Below are 14,829 nucleotides of genomic sequence, written 5' to 3' on the forward strand. Positions count from 1 at the left end.
GAGAGTTGTGTATGGATTACTGCGGTGGGGTCTTCCGAGGGCGGGGCCGGGCGGGCCCGGGCCCGCCGGAGCGGCTCACACCGCGGGCGCCGGTCCCGTACTCGCCCGTACCGTCAACTCCGGTGCGATCAGTTCGACTTCGTCCTTGCCGCAGCCGGTGAGCTTGGCCACCACCAGCTCGACCGCCCGGCGCCCCATCTCCTGGGCGGGAATGGCGACCGAGGTGAGCCGCACCGAGGCCTGCGCCGCCACCTGTTCGGGGCAGACCGCGACGACCGAGACGTCCTCGGGCACGGCACGACCCTGCTGCTGGAGGAGGTTGAGCAACGGCTCCACGGCGGACTCGTTCTGGACGATGAACCCGGTGGTACCCGGCCGTTCGTCGAAGATCCGGGACAGGGTCTGGGCCATCGCCGCGTAACCGCCCTCGCAGGGCCGGTGCAGCACGGTCACGCCGGTCTCCCGCGCCTTGGACCGGATGCCGTCGATGGTGCGTTCGGCGAATCCGGTGTGCCGCTCGTAGACGGCGGGCGCCTCACCGATCACCGCGACCTCGCGGTGCCCGAGTCCGGCCAGGTGCTCCAGGCACAGCGCCCCGGTCGCCTCGAAGTCGAGGTCCACACAGGTCAGTCCGGCCACGTCGGCGGGCAACCCGATGAGGACGGCGGCCCGTTCGGTGTCCCGGAGCACGGGGAGACGCTCGTCGTGCAGTTCCACGTCCATGAGGATCAGCGCGTCGGCGAGCGAGCTCCCGGCGATCCGCCGGACCGCGGCGGGCCCCTCCTCGCCGGTGAGGAGCAGCACGTCGTAGCCGTGCGTGCGGGCGGTCGTGGCGACCGCGATGGCGATCTCCATCATCACCGGCACGTACATGTCCGTACGCAACGGCACCATCAGGGCGATGATGTTGGAGCGACTGCTGGCGAGCGCGCGGGCCCCGGCGTTGGGGTGGTAGCCGAGTTGCTGGATGCTCAGCTCCACGCGCTCCCGGGTGGGAGCGGAGATGGACCGCTTCCCACTGAGGACGTAGCTCACCGTGCTCGCGGAGACTCCGGCGTGCTGGGCGACCTCGGCCAGGGTGACCATGCGCTCTCCCTTACGGGTGACAGTGACGAGTGGGGGTGCGACAGAACAACGAGGGAAGCAGAGCATGTGGTGAAGCGCTTCGAAACGAGCAACTTCCCCGCTCAATTCCCCTCTGACATGGGAAGATTCAAACCAGGCTAGACGGACTCCTGTGAACTGTCCAGAGAGGTGTCGAAGCGCTTCGACACCGCCTGAGGAGTCAGGGAGCGGGAAGCCCCACGCTCCCGGACGGCCTGGTGAGCCCCATGACTCCGGACGACCGGGGACAGCTCCGAGCCGGGCCGCCCGCCACCGCTCCGGCCACCGCCGCCCGCTGATCCGGTGGTCTGCGTCCGTACGGTGTCATGGGCTGTTCCGTTCCTCGGTCCCCCGTGGGAGGACAGGGGGTTCGGACTCGTAGTCGCCGCACGGAACCAAAAGGTTGCCGCCGGTTGAGGACCGATTCGTTTCGGCTCGGGGAAATTCGCTCGATGCCGCCTCGGCAGCACCCCTACGCTCGTGCGGATGGACGAGGAACTGCCGCCCCAGCCGCCGGCCGACGCCAGGGAGCTCTACGAGGCGCTGCGGGACCACGACGGCCCCGACGCCTTCGGAGCGGCGGTGGCGCCATGGCTCGCACGCGCCACCACCGTCGGCCACCGGGCCTGGCTGGCGAGGGCCACGGAGTGGCTCTGCCAGGAGGACCCCGGCCGACTTCGCGGTCCCCGCGAGGAGCTGAGCTGGGAGCTGTACGCCCTCAGCCGGGTCGGCGACGTACTGCTCCTGCCCCACCAGCCGCCCCCGGACGCGGGAGACGAGACACCCCGGGCCCGCCGCATGCGTGCGCTCGACCAGCGGTCGGCGCTCAGCATGGCGCAGTACCTCCAGCTCTTCACCGGCCTGGGACTGGTGCCCTTCCAGGAAACCGGCCCCTTCGACCCCTTCCTCCACGAGGTCGTGGAGGTCGAGCAGGCAGAGGATCCGGAGGAGCCCGCCCGGGTGACCGGGGCTGTGGCTGGGACCGCTGCTGTTCAGCCGTGCGGGGGTACGCGTCCGGGCCGGAGCCCGGCACGCGGAGCGCGGCGTGGCCGACCGCTCCCCGCTCTACTGGACCTTCCTGCGCCGCCACCGTCCCACGGTCGACCTGTCGCAGGGCTGGGGCGGCAACTCGCAGTGGCGCACCGGGTTCCGCCTGGACCACCGCACGCCGACGGGCAGACGCGTCAACGCGGACGGCCGCCAGGACATCGACGCCGCGGAGAACCTCGACCCCTCCGAGGTGCTGCTGACCCCGCAGGAGCGACGCCAACTGCTCCTCAACCGCTGTCTGTTGCGGTCGCCCGAGAACGCGGCCGCACTGGCCTCGTACACCTCGTGGGAGATGGACTTCCACCCCTACGGCTGGCGGCTCCCCTCCGCCGGGGAGGCCGCCGGCCCGGTGCCCCGGTAAGGGCGTCCCCCACCGACGCGGGCCGGGTGCGACGCCTCGGCCCCGGTCCCCCGGCCCGCCCGTTCACCGCGACCGAGCGGGCTTCTCCGGCTTGTTCCGCTCGTGGGCTTCCAGCGCCGCCCGGGCACGGTCGATCACCTCGTCACCACGGCCCCGGGCCCGGGCCACCGCGAGGTCGATCGCCTTCCGCACACGGAAGGCCTCGCCGTGGACGTACGAAACGCCCGAGGATTTCTGGCGGTTGCTCACGGAGATCAGGGTCAGCCCGGCGCTCTCGTCGTGCTCGTGGCTGAGCCACTTCCCGTAGGCCCACTCCCGGCGGCCTCCCGGACCGCTGAACAGGACGCGCCGGTCGGTGACGGCCAACTCCCCCGCCCAGGTGGTCTCCAGACGGCTCACCCCCTGCCGGGTACGCACCTCCACGAGGGACGCGGGCGCGACGAACAGCACGCGCTCACCGGATTTGCGCGCCGCCCACCGGAAGTCCGCCGTGCCGTACTCCGTGCCCTGCAGTCCGCGGACGAAGTCGTGTTCCGCCGCGAGCCGTTCGCGGGTGCTCAGCCAGACGGCCAACTGGCGCCCGTGGGCCTCACGGGCGCGGCGGCGCTCGTCCTCGCGGCGGCGCTCCTCGGCTTCCTGCCGGGCGGCCACGGCCAGCGCCGCCCGCTCCTGCGCCGCGATCCGCGCGGATTCACGCCGTCGGGCCCGCCACACGATGATCGCTCTGCGCCGCCGCCACAGCAGTGCGCCGACGGCGGCCACCACGACCAGGATCGCGGCGATGCCCAGCAGGGCGTTCCGGATCTCGGTACCGGTCATGTCGTCCGAGACCCGCACGACGAGCTCCCGCTGGGTGGCGTTGCCGTGTGCGTCGGTCAGCCGGGCGACCAGTCGGTGGTCGCCGGGCCGGGCGTGCCAGGTCAGCACCTGGTGCTCGCGGTCCAGGACCACGGAACGCCTCCGGTCGGCGCCGTCGAGCCGGAGCGTGGCGCCCCGTTCGCCGGTCACGGTCAGCACCACGTCGCCGTGGCGCGCCCGCTCCTCGTCGTAGCCGAGGCGCAGCGCCGGGGCGGCCGTGTCCACGACGAACTCCGCGGAACGCGTGGTCCCTTCGCGCCCGAACGGGTCGGTCAGTGTCACCGTGGCCCGGTACGACCCGTCCTCCAGCGGCAGGGACACGCTGCCGTGTCCGTCGCCGTCCAGCCGGACGGACTCCGCCCCGCCGCCCGTGGTCACGGTCCCCGTCGATCCGGGCGGGCCGTCGACGTCGACGCGGGTGCGGCCTTCCTCCGGGGTTCCCACCCGCACCCCGGGCCGGAGTGCCTTCAGGGCGACGCGGACGTCCGCCTCCGTACGGGTGCGGTTGCCGGCCTCGTCCCGTACGACGGCGACGAGCCGATAGGAGCCGTCGGGCAGCCGGAGCGATCCGGTGACCGTTCCGGCGACGCCGACGGTGCCGCTCAGCGCTTCCTTGCGGCCCTCGACCGTCACCTCGTACGAGGCGCCCGCCTCGGCGTCGAGGGACACCTCGGCCGCCCCTGTCTGCGGGTCCGTCGCCCCCAGGGCGGGCGTGCCCGCCTCGGGTGCGGTGCCGTCGACCACGACGGTGAACTCGCCGCTCGCGTCGCTGGTGTTGCCCGCGGAGTCGACGGCCACGACGGTGTAGGCGTGCTCGCCGTCCTCCGCGTCGAAGGCGATCCTCTGCTCCGCCCCGGTGGCCGTGGCGCGGGCGACGACCGAGCCCGCCTCGTCCCTCACCTCGATCCGGGCCCCCTTCTCGGCCGACACCACGACACCGACGCGCCCGCCGGCGCCCGCGTCCGCACCGCGCGCGGTGGGCTGCTCGGGCGCCTCGTCGTCCAGGACCACCTCGGTGTCCGCGCCGGGATCGGTACCCGTACCGGCGCCGGAGCCGCTGCCGCTGTCGCCGCCTGTTCCGGTTCCGGAGCCCGGCAGGGAGCTGTACCCGCATTCGGAGAAGTACCCGAGGTCACCGCAGACGTACGAGCCCGTATCGGAGGGGCAGGAATGCCATCGGTGGCAGCCGTCCCGGTGAGCGGCGGCGGGTGACGCCCCCGCCCCGAGCGCGACGGCGGCGACGAGCAACGTGAACAAGGCCATCACGGCACGTCGAAGGCTGGTACGTATCCCCACGCGGCTGGTCCCCCCGGCTCAGCGACGGCCTTGTGCACGCCGAAGGACGGGATCCTGTCAGTCGATGTGAAGGAATGGCAAATGAACCATGGAACACTTGCGGGGCCGAGAGGCCCTCAGTCACTGTCCGCAGAGGAACCACCCCGGAGCGCGGTCCAGCGAGACGCTACGCACCGCGTCCACAGGGACTTCACCCCGGTGAAGGTTCGCGTGTAAATGTTCGAATTCATCGATGTTCTCTTACGTTGATCGCTCTCCCGAAGTAACTACGTATTTCATGAACATCTTCAGCCGCAGCTCAACGCCCCGACGCACAGCGGATACGGGCGCGAGCACGTTGGTCGCGCCTCCCGCCGCCGTGCTCCCCCATCCGGCGCTGAAGGGGCTCACCGGAGAATGGATGATCGATCCGGCGCACAGCAGGATCGGGTTCTCCGTGCGGCATGCCATGGTGACGACGGTGCGGGGTTCGTTCGCCGAGTACGAGAGCCTCCTCTACTTCGACGGCAGCAACCCCGCCCGCTCCCGGGCCGAGATCTCCATCGCCACCGCCAGCGTCGACACCGGGGTCGAGCAGCGCGACGGGCACCTTGTCGGGCGGGAGTTCCTCGATGCCCAGAAGCACCCCCGGATGGTCTTCACCAGCACCGCCGTGACCCTCCAGGCGGAGGACGTCTACCGCATGACCGGCGACCTCACCATCAGGGGCACCACCAACCCGGTCGACCTGGAACTCACCTACATCGGCCACGTCACCGACCCGTTCGGCTACGAGCGCGTCGGCTTCGACGGCACCACCACCATCAACCGCTCCGACTGGGGCCTCACCTACAACGCCCGCCTCGCCGAAGGCGGTGCCATGGTCAGCGAGCGGCTCCGCCTCCAGTTCGACATCGCGGCGATCCGGAAGCCGGTCGAGGAGTGAGGAGTTCCGTCGCGGCGGGCCGATGAGGCCGCGGCGGATCGACGGCTCGCGGCCGACCGGCGGTTCACGGCTGTCGACGGCTCGCGGCCGAGCGGCGGTCGGCCGAGCGGCGGTCGGCCGAGCGGCGGTCGGCCGCGAGCAGTGGTTCGCCGCCGGTCGATGGGAGAGCGGCACCGGGCGGCACCGGCGGGCAAGGTTTCCGCGATCCGCGACCTGGATCGCGGCCCCGGAATCCGTAACACGCGCGTAGCAAAGCGGGCCGTCCCGCGCCCTAGGATCACCCCAACACTCCCACCTGCGGTTCCTCCGACCGCAGGTGGTCCGTGTCCTCCCTCTCCCACCGACCGGGTACGGCCCTGCCCCGCCGTGTCCGCGACCCCGAAGGCGGCCTGCATGGTCTCTCCCGTACGCGTCTGGCTCAACCGCACGTACGCGGAGAACGTGTTCTTCATCGATCAGTTGCGGCGCAACCCACAGGGCCGTCCCGTCGACGTCCACGCCACGCACGCCGATCCGGACTCCCCGGTGCTCGCGGCGGCCGACACCTCGGCGCCGGAGCCGGAGAACCTCTCGCCCGCCGCGTACGTCGAGTACGCGCTGGACCAGTGCGCGCGGCGCGGCATCGACGTGTTCGTACCCGTCCTCCACCAGGCGGCCCTGTCCGCTCACCGTGAGGATTTCGCGGCCCTCGGTACGACGCTGCTCGCACCGCCCGCCGAGGCGACAGGCCTCTTCGCGAACAAAGCGCTGGCGTACGAGACCGTGCGGCGGGTCGGCGCCCCGGTGCCGCCGTGGTGGCGGGTGCGCGACGAGGCGCAACTGCTCGCGGCGGTGGACGCCATCGAGGCGGACGGCGGCAAGGCGTGCTTCAAGCCGACCGGCGGCGAAGGCGGAGTCGGATTCCGGATCATCACCCGGGCTCCGTTCTCCATGCTGCACCTGACCGGATTCCCGAGCCCGTACGTGCCGTTGGAGCTGGTGACCAGGGCGTTGCGGCGCACCGAGCGGCCCGTCGACTGGCTCGTCATGCCGCGCCTGGACGAGCCGGAGGTCTCCGTCGACTGCCTCACCGGCCCCGACGGAGAGGTCCGGTTGGCGGTGGGGCGTACGAAGAACGGCCGACGGCGCGGTTTCACGCTCGACCCCGCCTGGATCGAACCGGCCCGCCTGATCGCCCGGTCCTTCGGTCTGCACTGGCTGACGAACATTCAGTTCCGCATGCACGCGGGCGAGCCGGTCCTGATGGACGTCAACACCCGCCCCGCAGGGGGCCTGCACCAGCTCTCCCAGTGCGGCCTCAACGTGCCCTGGGCAGCCGTGCGCCTCGCGCTCGGCGACGACCCCGGTTCCCTGACCCCGGAGTTCCTCGGCTCCGACTACGCGGTGGTCCCGGGCCCCCGCACCCTGCGCCCGTCGCTCCCGCAGCAGCGGACGCAGTCACCGCCGCCCGTGTACACCCCTCTCACCCCCGGGCCCGAACCTACGGCCGGGGAGGGCATGGTGTCCGTCCTGCCCGTGGGAATCGCGCCGCGGGCGGCAGAGCTGCCCTGACGGGGCGGGCGCGGGATCGCGAGAGCCGAGGGGCGAACCCGCCGCGCGCCATGGCACCTCGGCGGAAGCCTCACGCCACGCCAGGTGCGCTCTCCCGGGCGCGATCCCCGGCTGCCGCGTGATCCGGCCCGCCGGCCGGGGCGGCCGCACGCAGCGCCGCTTCGACCCGGCGGTTGCTGGTCATGGTCGCCGTGACGGCCGTCATCGCCAGGAGGAGGCTGGCGGCGGAGTAGAGCGGGGTGCGGATGTCGTAGGAGGTGGCCAGCCAGCCGCCGGCGAAGGCCCCGACCGGGGCGGCGCACATGGCCAGCATGCGGGAGGTGGACGCGACCCGGCCCATGAGGTGGGGCGGGACGATCGCCTGCCGCAGGGAGGGCGCGAGCACCATCGTGGCGCCCATACCGGCCCCGCAGACGGCGAGCGCCAGGCCGGCCAGGTACGGGTTGGGGGCGGCGGCCAGGCCCAGGACGGCAAGCCCTTCGACCGCGGCGGTGCAGGTCAGGGCCGTGCCGGTGCCGAGACGCCGGCCGAGGTGGGAGGCGATGCCCGCACCGAGCAGGCCTCCGGTGGCCTCCGCCGTGAGGAGCAGGCCGAAACCGTAGGTGTCGATGCCGAGACGCTCGTGCGCGAAGAGGGCGAGGACGGTCTCCACCGCGAGGAAGGCGACGTTCCCGACCGCCGGGCGGAGCGCGAGCCCGAGCAGCAACCGGTTCCGGAAGACGTACGCGGCCCCGGCCCGCGCCTGCCGGAGCAGCGACTCGCGGACCTCCGGCACGGGCGTGGGCATGGCGGGCAGCGTACGTACCAGCAGGGCGGAGAGCAGGAACGACACGGCGTCGGTGAGCAGCGGTACCGCCCGCCCGAGCGCGAGCAGCGCACTGCCCGCCGGAGGTCCCGCGAAGCCGGACATGGCAGTCTGGGCACCGCGCAGGCGGGAGTTGGCGCGCTCCAGGTGTGCGGGGTCGCGGCCGAGCAGGTCCGGCAGATAGGCCGTGGCGGCCGTGTCGAAGAAGAGTCCGCCGAGGCCCAGGAGGAAGGCGACGGCCGCGAGCAGCGGAATGCTCAGTGCGTCGAGCGCGGCCGCTGCCGCCGGTATCGCGAGTAACGCCGCGCGCGCCGCGTCGGTGACCCACATCGTGCGGCGGCGGTCCCAGCGGTCCACCAGCGCACCACCGAGCACCCCGAAGAGCAGCCACGGCAGCGTCCCGGCGGCCGTGACGACCGCCAGCGCCATCGGGTCCCGCGTCAACGTCAACGCGATCAGCGGCAATGCGGCGTGCGACACCCCGTCACCGAGCGAGGAGACCGTCTGCGCGGTCCACAGCCGCCCGAACCCGGTCGGCAACTTCTTTGCTTCCAAGCTCACTTGCTGCTCCCCTCGGCCTGCTCACGCGGCGCCGGGTGGAACAGCGCGAAGACGAACGACGCGTCCGGCAGTGACGGATCGGACAGCTCCCGGTATTCCTCCGCCAGCGCCTGCAGCCGCACCCCCAGTTCCGTGAACTGCTCGTCGGTGAGCCGCAGATGCGCCATCCCGATGTGCCGCTCGCCGTCCACCGGCGACGCCTCCAGGTCTGCCACCGCGTGGCGCATCAGCGCATCCGGCCCTCCCTGGCCCGGATCCGGGAGCACGATCGCCCGCGCGGCCATGGCGTAGTACCGCTCGGTGACCCCCCTGACCTTCCGGGTGCGCACCACCTTCACCAGCCCGGCCCGCTCCAGCAGTCGTACGTGGTAGCTGGAACTCCCTTTCGCGAGACCCACCCGCTCGGCGATCTGCGTGATCGTCGCGGGCTCGAAGCGGAGCACGGCCATGATCCGGTGGCGCGTGAGATTGGAGACGGCGCGCAACTGCTCGGCCGTCGTGACGTGAAACGTCTCGGGAAGCTCATCTGTTGGCATGCGAGCAATGGTCAACGATTCTTGACCATTGGGCAAGGGGTTTGGCGCGTTGGCTTACCGAAGTCCCCTCCCGTCAACCGGACTTCCGTCGAGCGCCCCGGCCCGTGCTGGATCGGGACACGCCGGCAGCCAGGCACGAGGCATGCCGATCCGGACGATCCCGTCCAGCTCTCCGGCTCTCCCTCACCCCCGCTGTGGTGGCCGGGTAGTTGGATCAACCGGGTTCAGACCACGGGACGGACCCGATCGCCGGTCCGCTCCAGGCGTGCGGCTGTCAGCCGGCCACGGCCTCTCTCCGGGCGGCGATCCGCTCTTCGAGGACGGCCGGCCGCTCCAGCGCGACGCCCAGTCCCTATGCCGTCGGCGGTGCGATGCTGTTCATGCCGGCCATCGTGCGACCCTGCCGCCGGCGGCGAGGTCAAGCAGCCGTGGCCCGCATCCGCTCGGGTCGCGCCCGGTCCGGGCGACGGCGGCGCAATGGTTCACGAAAGAGCGCCCCTGAACGACCGGGACGCTCCGCGTCACGACCAGACGAGCCCTTCGTCGACCTCGCAGACGGGATGGTCTCCGTCGGCGATCTTCGTCAGTATCCCTGCCACGGAGCCGAAATAGTGAGCCAGTGATGCGTACTGGCGTTCCGCGACGGCGAACGCACCGGCACTGGTCGGGATGGTGGCGGTGGCGGTGACGAACGCCACGTTGCTGCCGGCGGCCGTGCAGGCGTGGGCGCCGTCCGGGGCGGTGCGGATCACCCGCGCACCCGCACCGACGAGGATCGAGGCCACGGCGGCGTTCACGGCGGTGTCGTACGCCGTTCACCGGACTGCAGGCCCTCGCCGTCTCTTCATCGACGTCGCTCCCACCAGCGACACCGGGATCCTGCCCCCCATCCCTCACATCCTGCCTGACCAGCACAAACACATCCGGCCCTCTGCGAACCCGCAGAGGGCCGGACCACGTACACCACAACGACGAAGCCGGTCAGAGCGACGAACTGTCGCTTTGACCGGCTCCATTTGGTCGGTTGACCATGGTGTCCGAGGGGGGACTTGAACCCCCACGCCCGATAAAGGGCACTAGCACCTCAAGCTAGCGCGTCTGCCATTCCGCCACCCGGACAAGGTGTCTGTCGTTCGCGGTGTGTTTCCCGCGGCGACAAAGAAAACAATACCAGGGGTTTGGGGCTCCGATCACCATGTTTCCCGTGGTCAGTGCGGTGCGGGGTGCCGCGGGGACCGATTCCGGGGTCGGCGGGCATGATTCTCCACGGTGTGTCACCGGGTCCGCACCCACCGTCGCGCGGGCTACCTTCGCGGTCATGAATGTCCGGTACCACCTGCGTCCTTTCGCCCTCTCGGACCTGCGCGAGCACCTCCGGGACACCTTCTGGTTCGCCCCGGCCGCGGGGCTCCTGGGCGCCTTCCTCCTCTGGTGGGGGGTCTCGTCGCTGGATGCGGCGATCGTCGCGCACCTGCGGGACGACAAGGCGTACCGGGAGCTGGGCGATCTCGCCTCGTTCGCCAACGACGCGCGTACGGTCGTCACCACAGTCAGCGCGGCGATGATGACCTTCATCGGTGTCGTCTTCAGCATCTCGCTGGTGGCCGTGCAGATGGCGAGCGGGCAGCTGACGCCGCGCATCGTCCGGATCTTCGTACGGAGCCGGATCACCAAGCTCACCCTGACGGTGTTCCTGGCGACCTTCGTGTTCTCGCTGCTGGTCCTGACCTCGTACGAGAGCGAGACCGAGATCCCGCGCCTGACCTCGGTGCCGGTGCTGCAGAGCCTGCTGACCCTGGCGATGGTCGCGCTGAGCCTGCTGCTCTTCATCACCTACGTGTCGTCGACCCTGCGACTGCTCCAGGTGGGCCCGGTCGTCGACCGGATCGCCCGCGACTCGCTGCGCGCGCTGGAGCACCAGCCGAAGGAGGAGAATCGCGAGGGGGCCGCCGGGTCTCCCGGTCCGCCGCCGTTGCCGCCGGAGACCGGCAGGGTCGCGTACGGGGGCCGGGCGGGGGTGCTGCGGGACGTGGACGTGACGCTGCTCGTGCGGGCGGCGCGGCGGCGCGGGGCGGTACTGCGGCTGCTCCCCCGCATGGGGGATTTCCTGGTACCGGGGATGCCCCTGCTCGCGGTGCACGGCGGCTCCGGTGCCGGAGCCGGCGGTGGGTCCGGGTCCGGCTCCGTCCCGGGCGACGCCGTGTCGGTGGGTGTCGAGCGCACGCTGCGGCGCGATCCGTCGTTCGGGCTGCGGCAGCTCACGGACATCGCGCTGCACGCGCTCTCCACTTCCGTGAACGACCCGACCACCGCGGTGCAGTGCCTGGACCGGATGGTGCAGTTCCTGGCGGCCCACGCGGACCGGCCGCTCGGTGCGGTGCGTTACCGCGACCACCGGGGCGAGGTGCGGCTCGTCCTGGAGACGCCGGACTGGACCGACCTCGTGGATCTGGCGTTCGAGGAGGTCAGGCGATGTGTGCCGGAGGCGGGACCGCAGGTCGTCAGGAGGCTGCTGGCCTGCCTGGACGACCTGTTGCCGCTCGTGCCCGAGGAGCGCGCGGCGCCGCTGCTCAGGCACCGCGCGCTCCTGGTCCTGGCGGTGGAGCGGAAGTCGCCGGAGCACGCCGAGCGGGCGTTCGCGCTGGTCCCCGACCGGAAGGGCATCGGCTGACCCGCCCCGTCCGCCGGAACGGGTCAGCCGCTCTCCGGCTCCGCGGCCACGCGGCGGGTCAGCTCTTCTCGCGCTGGTGGTACGTCCGGCGGGTGTGTTCGGTGTGCGCCCGCATGGCCTCCGTGGCGCGCCGCTCGTCGCGGGTGGCGATGGCGGCGATCAGTTCACGGTGCTCGATCCAGGACTGCTTCCCGCGCCGGCGGGCCACCGGGGTGTAGTACCAGCGGACCCGGCGTCCGACCTGGGCGGCGAGCGCGGACAGTACGACGTTTCCGGCCAGCTCCATGACCTTGGCGTGGAATTCGGCGTTCAGCGCGACCGCGAGGTCCACGTCGTCCTCGGCGACCGCCGCCTCGCCCCGGTCGCAGAGCTCCTCCAGCGCCGCGACGCCGTCCGCGTCCGCGTGCGCGGCGGCCAGCCGGCCGGCCTCGGCCTCGAGGAGGGTGCGGACCGAGAGCAGTTGGTCGGCCTCCTCCTCGGTCGGCTCGTGCACGAACGCGCCCTGTGCGGGGCGCAGATCGACCCAGCCCTCGGTGTTGAGCCGCTGGAGCGCCTCGCGTACCGGCTGCCGGGACACGCCGAGTTGGCCGGCCAGTTCGCTCTCCACCAGATGCTGACCGGGCTGGAGAGCGCGGATGGTGATGAGTTCGAGCAGCGCGTCGTACACGCGTTCACGCAGCGGGCCCGGTCGTTCCAGCTTCGGTACGGCCCCCTGCGGCAGTCCGTCAAACAACATCGCGCTCCCCCTCCGGGCGGCGAGTAATTGCTTATCGTCTACAGTCTACCGACCAAGATCCGCTGGAACATATCTGTCTCACGGACAGCGGATGACCTGGCCGGCGTAGGAGAGGTTGCCGCCGAAGCCGAAGAGAAGGACGGGCGCGCCGCTCTCGATCTCGCCCCGTTCCACCAGCTTGGACAGGGCCATGGGGATGGAGGCCGCAGAGGTGTTGCCGGAGTCCACCACGTCCCGGGCGATGACCGCGTTGACGGCGCCGATCTTGCGGGCCACCGGTTCGATGATCCTGAGGTTGGCCTGGTGGAGTACGACGGCCGCCAGGTCCTCGGGGGCGATGCCCGCCTTCTCGCACACCCGGCGCGCGATCGGCGGCAGTTGTGTGGTGGCCCAGCGGTAGACGGACTGGCCCTCCTGGGCGAAGCGGGGCGGCGTCCCCTCGATGCGTACGGCGTTGCCCATCTCGGGGACCGAGCCCCACAGCACGGGGCCGATGCCTGGTGCGCCGCTCTCCCCCGGGTCCGCCACGACCACGGCGGCGCCCGCTCCGTCGCCGACCAGGACGCAGGTGCTGCGGTCGGTCCAGTCGGCGATGTCGCCCATCTTGTCGGCGCCGATGACCAGGGCGCGGGTGGCCGCTCCGGCACGGATCGCGTGGTCGGCCGTGGCGAGTGCGTGGGTGAAGCCCGAGCAGACCACGTTGATGTCCATCACCGCCGGGGAGCCCATGCCCAGCCGCGCGGCGACCCGCGCCGACATGCTGGGGGAGCGGTCGATGGCGGTGGAGGTCGCGACGAGGACGAGATCGATGTCGGAGGCCTGGAGTCCGGCCGTCGCGAGGGCCTTGGCGGCGGCGCGCGCGGCCAGTTCGTCCACCGGCTCGTCCGGACCTCCGACGTGACGGGTCCGGATGCCGACGCGGCTGGTGATCCACTCGTCACTGGTGTCGACCATGGCGGCAAGGTCGTCGTTGGTCAGCACCTTCGCGGGCTGGTAGTGGCCGAGCGCCACGACACGTGAGCCGGTCATGTACGGGTTCCCCTCGCTACGTATGGCAGGAACCATCCAGTCTTGGTCGCTACCGTCCGGTACGGGGGCACGTGATCCGACAGGAATAACGACCGCGGGTTGGAGCCTTAGGGCTGTCCCGCAATTCCCCGCGGGTGCGCGACGACGACTGCGGCACCTCACCGCACTGCCGGAACGTGCGCGTACATCCATTGGGCGGACCTCCCTCCGTCCTGCCGGACCGTCAGGTTCCCTGCCCTGTGGGGTGGCGCCCCGCTCGGCCGGGCCGTGCGGGCTACGGGGAACGGGACCTGAGTGTGCGGGGGCGGGCCCCTGCGGCCCCCGGCGCGTGTGGCGGACAATGAGAGGGTGAAGGTGACCGCGGCCGCTCGACGGCCGGGAGGGCGGCTGCCTCCGCCGCGCAAGGGCCGCCGAGGCCTCCCCACGTACAGGAATCGGGTCTGAGCCATGGGACGGGTCACCGAGCGACGCCGCACTCTCCGTATCCGGGACGGCGCGGTGTCGAGCCGTGCCGACACGCTCGTCGCCGAGGAGCCGCTGGAGATCCGTCTCAACGGCAAGCCGCTCGCCATCACGATGCGCACTCCGGGCGACGATTTCGCGCTGGCGGCGGGGTTCCTGGTCAGCGAGGGGGTCATCGGCGCCGGGTCCGAGGTCCGGTCGATCGTCTACTGCGCCGGAGCGACGGCGGACGGCGTCAACACCTACAACGTGGTGGACGTGCAACTGGCGCCGGGCGTAGCGGTCCCGGACATCACCCTCGAACGCAATGTGTACACGACGTCCTCGTGCGGGCTCTGCGGCAAGGCCAGTCTCGACGCGGTACGGACGACGACCCGGCATCCGGTCGCCGACGAGCCCCCGGTACGGATCACCCCGGCGCTGCTCTCGGCCCTGCCGGACCGGCTCCGCGCGGCGCAGCGGGTCTTCGACCGGACCGGCGGGCTGCACGCCGCCGCGCTCTTCTCCGAGGAGGGCGAACTGCTGGACGTACGGGAGGACGTCGGCCGTCACAACGCGGTCGACAAGCTGGTCGGGCGGGCGCTGACGGACGACCGGCTGCCGCTGTCGCGGTCGGTGCTGCTGGTGTCGGGCCGGGCCTCGTTCGAGCTCGCGCAGAAGGCGGTGATGGCCGGGATTCCGGTCCTGGCGGCGGTGTCGGCGCCGTCGTCGCTCGCGGTCGACCTGGCGGCGGAGAGCGGGCTGACCCTGGTCGGTTTCCTGCGGGGGCCGTCGATGAACGTGTACGCGGGTGAGCACCGGATCGCGCTGGAGGCGCCGGTCGCCGGAGGCTGATGCCGCCCGCCGCCTCACGGGCCGGGAGCGGCGGCGCGTGCCCGCATCCC

General features: G+C 71.8%; 12 protein-coding genes and 1 tRNA gene. 5 read left to right on the forward strand and 8 right to left on the reverse strand.

What is annotated here, in order from left to right:
- Positions 1-75: 75 nt before the first annotated feature.
- Positions 76-1,086 carry a LacI family DNA-binding transcriptional regulator gene (locus tag ACWCSV_RS25015; RefSeq protein WP_451145738.1) on the reverse strand — a complete coding sequence of 337 codons (1,011 nt, stop codon included), beginning with the start codon at positions 1,084-1,086 and terminating at the stop codon, positions 76-78.
- A gap of 1,063 nt (positions 1,087-2,149) precedes the next feature.
- On the opposite strand from ACWCSV_RS25015, the gene ACWCSV_RS25020 reads away from it, so the two are divergent.
- Positions 2,150-2,515, forward strand: coding sequence for a hypothetical protein (locus ACWCSV_RS25020; protein ID WP_451145740.1), 366 nt, complete (start codon positions 2,150-2,152; stop codon positions 2,513-2,515).
- A 63-nt stretch (positions 2,516-2,578) separates the two neighbouring features.
- Here ACWCSV_RS25020 and ACWCSV_RS25025 read toward each other — a convergent pair whose 3' ends face one another.
- Complete coding sequence (locus tag ACWCSV_RS25025) at positions 2,579-4,636, reverse strand: hypothetical protein (RefSeq protein WP_451145742.1); 2,058 nt, start codon at positions 4,634-4,636, stop codon at positions 2,579-2,581.
- A 310-nt stretch (positions 4,637-4,946) separates the two neighbouring features.
- Between ACWCSV_RS25025 and ACWCSV_RS25030 the strand changes: the two genes are divergently transcribed.
- Both ACWCSV_RS25030 and ACWCSV_RS25035 read left to right on the forward strand, forming a co-directional pair.
- A complete protein-coding gene (locus ACWCSV_RS25030) occupies positions 4,947-5,594 on the forward strand; it encodes a YceI family protein (protein WP_451145744.1) in 648 nt (215 codons plus the stop codon).
- Positions 5,595-5,987: 393 nt separating this feature from the next.
- A complete protein-coding gene (locus ACWCSV_RS25035; RefSeq protein ID WP_451145746.1) occupies positions 5,988-7,145 on the forward strand; it encodes an ATP-grasp domain-containing protein in 1,158 nt (385 codons plus the stop codon).
- 70 nt (positions 7,146-7,215) lie between these two features.
- On the opposite strand, the gene ACWCSV_RS25040 is transcribed toward ACWCSV_RS25035, so the two are convergent.
- The 4 genes from ACWCSV_RS25040 to ACWCSV_RS25055 form a co-directional block, all read right to left on the reverse strand.
- A complete protein-coding gene (locus ACWCSV_RS25040; protein ID WP_451145918.1) occupies positions 7,216-8,490 on the reverse strand; it encodes an MFS transporter in 1,275 nt (424 codons plus the stop codon).
- Between the two features lie 17 nt (positions 8,491-8,507).
- Entirely contained in the window at positions 8,508-9,047 is a 540-nt protein-coding gene (locus tag ACWCSV_RS25045; RefSeq protein ID WP_451145748.1) for an ArsR/SmtB family transcription factor, read from the reverse strand.
- 521 nt (positions 9,048-9,568) lie between these two features.
- Positions 9,569-9,844: a hypothetical protein gene (locus ACWCSV_RS25050; protein WP_451145750.1), complete on the reverse strand. Its 276-nt coding sequence runs from the start codon at positions 9,842-9,844 to the stop codon at positions 9,569-9,571.
- Between the two features lie 234 nt (positions 9,845-10,078).
- Positions 10,079-10,166, reverse strand: a tRNA-Leu gene (locus ACWCSV_RS25055).
- Positions 10,167-10,365: 199 nt separating this feature from the next.
- Between ACWCSV_RS25055 and ACWCSV_RS25060 the strand changes: the two genes are divergently transcribed.
- The gene (locus ACWCSV_RS25060) at positions 10,366-11,718 is read left to right on the forward strand and encodes a DUF2254 domain-containing protein (RefSeq protein ID WP_451145752.1); all 1,353 of its coding nucleotides are present in this window, start codon (positions 10,366-10,368) and stop codon (positions 11,716-11,718) included.
- Between the two features lie 58 nt (positions 11,719-11,776).
- On the opposite strand, the gene ACWCSV_RS25065 is transcribed toward ACWCSV_RS25060, so the two are convergent.
- Both ACWCSV_RS25065 and ACWCSV_RS25070 read right to left on the reverse strand, forming a co-directional pair.
- Complete coding sequence (locus tag ACWCSV_RS25065; protein ID WP_451145754.1) at positions 11,777-12,454, reverse strand: GntR family transcriptional regulator; 678 nt, start codon at positions 12,452-12,454, stop codon at positions 11,777-11,779.
- A 78-nt stretch (positions 12,455-12,532) separates the two neighbouring features.
- The gene (locus ACWCSV_RS25070) at positions 12,533-13,483 is read right to left on the reverse strand and encodes a beta-ketoacyl-ACP synthase III (RefSeq protein WP_451145756.1); all 951 of its coding nucleotides are present in this window, start codon (positions 13,481-13,483) and stop codon (positions 12,533-12,535) included.
- A gap of 447 nt (positions 13,484-13,930) precedes the next feature.
- Between ACWCSV_RS25070 and fdhD the strand changes: the two genes are divergently transcribed.
- Positions 13,931-14,779, forward strand: a complete 849-nt coding sequence (gene fdhD / locus ACWCSV_RS25075) for a formate dehydrogenase accessory sulfurtransferase FdhD (protein ID WP_451145758.1) — start codon at positions 13,931-13,933, stop codon at positions 14,777-14,779.
- Positions 14,780-14,829: the final 50 nt, after the last annotated feature.

Source organism: Streptomyces sp. NPDC001770 (assembly GCF_053596135.1).

Excerpts from the sequence above, each read along its gene's own strand:
- ACWCSV_RS25015 (WP_451145738.1), bottom strand. The coding sequence starts at position 1,086 with ATGGTCACCCTGGCCGAGGTCGCCCAGCACGCCGGAGTCTCCGCGAGC.
- ACWCSV_RS25025 (WP_451145742.1), bottom strand. The coding sequence starts at position 4,636 with ATGGCCTTGTTCACGTTGCTCGTCGCCGCCGTCGCGCTCGGGGCGGGG.
- ACWCSV_RS25030 (WP_451145744.1), top strand. The coding sequence starts at position 4,947 with ATGAACATCTTCAGCCGCAGCTCAACGCCCCGACGCACAGCGGATACG.
- ACWCSV_RS25035 (WP_451145746.1), top strand. The coding sequence starts at position 5,988 with ATGGTCTCTCCCGTACGCGTCTGGCTCAACCGCACGTACGCGGAGAAC.
- ACWCSV_RS25045 (WP_451145748.1), bottom strand. The coding sequence starts at position 9,047 with ATGCCAACAGATGAGCTTCCCGAGACGTTTCACGTCACGACGGCCGAG.
- ACWCSV_RS25060 (WP_451145752.1), top strand. The coding sequence starts at position 10,366 with ATGAATGTCCGGTACCACCTGCGTCCTTTCGCCCTCTCGGACCTGCGC.
- ACWCSV_RS25065 (WP_451145754.1), bottom strand. The coding sequence starts at position 12,454 with ATGTTGTTTGACGGACTGCCGCAGGGGGCCGTACCGAAGCTGGAACGA.
- ACWCSV_RS25070 (WP_451145756.1), bottom strand. The coding sequence starts at position 13,483 with ATGACCGGCTCACGTGTCGTGGCGCTCGGCCACTACCAGCCCGCGAAG.
- fdhD (WP_451145758.1), top strand. The coding sequence starts at position 13,931 with ATGGGACGGGTCACCGAGCGACGCCGCACTCTCCGTATCCGGGACGGC.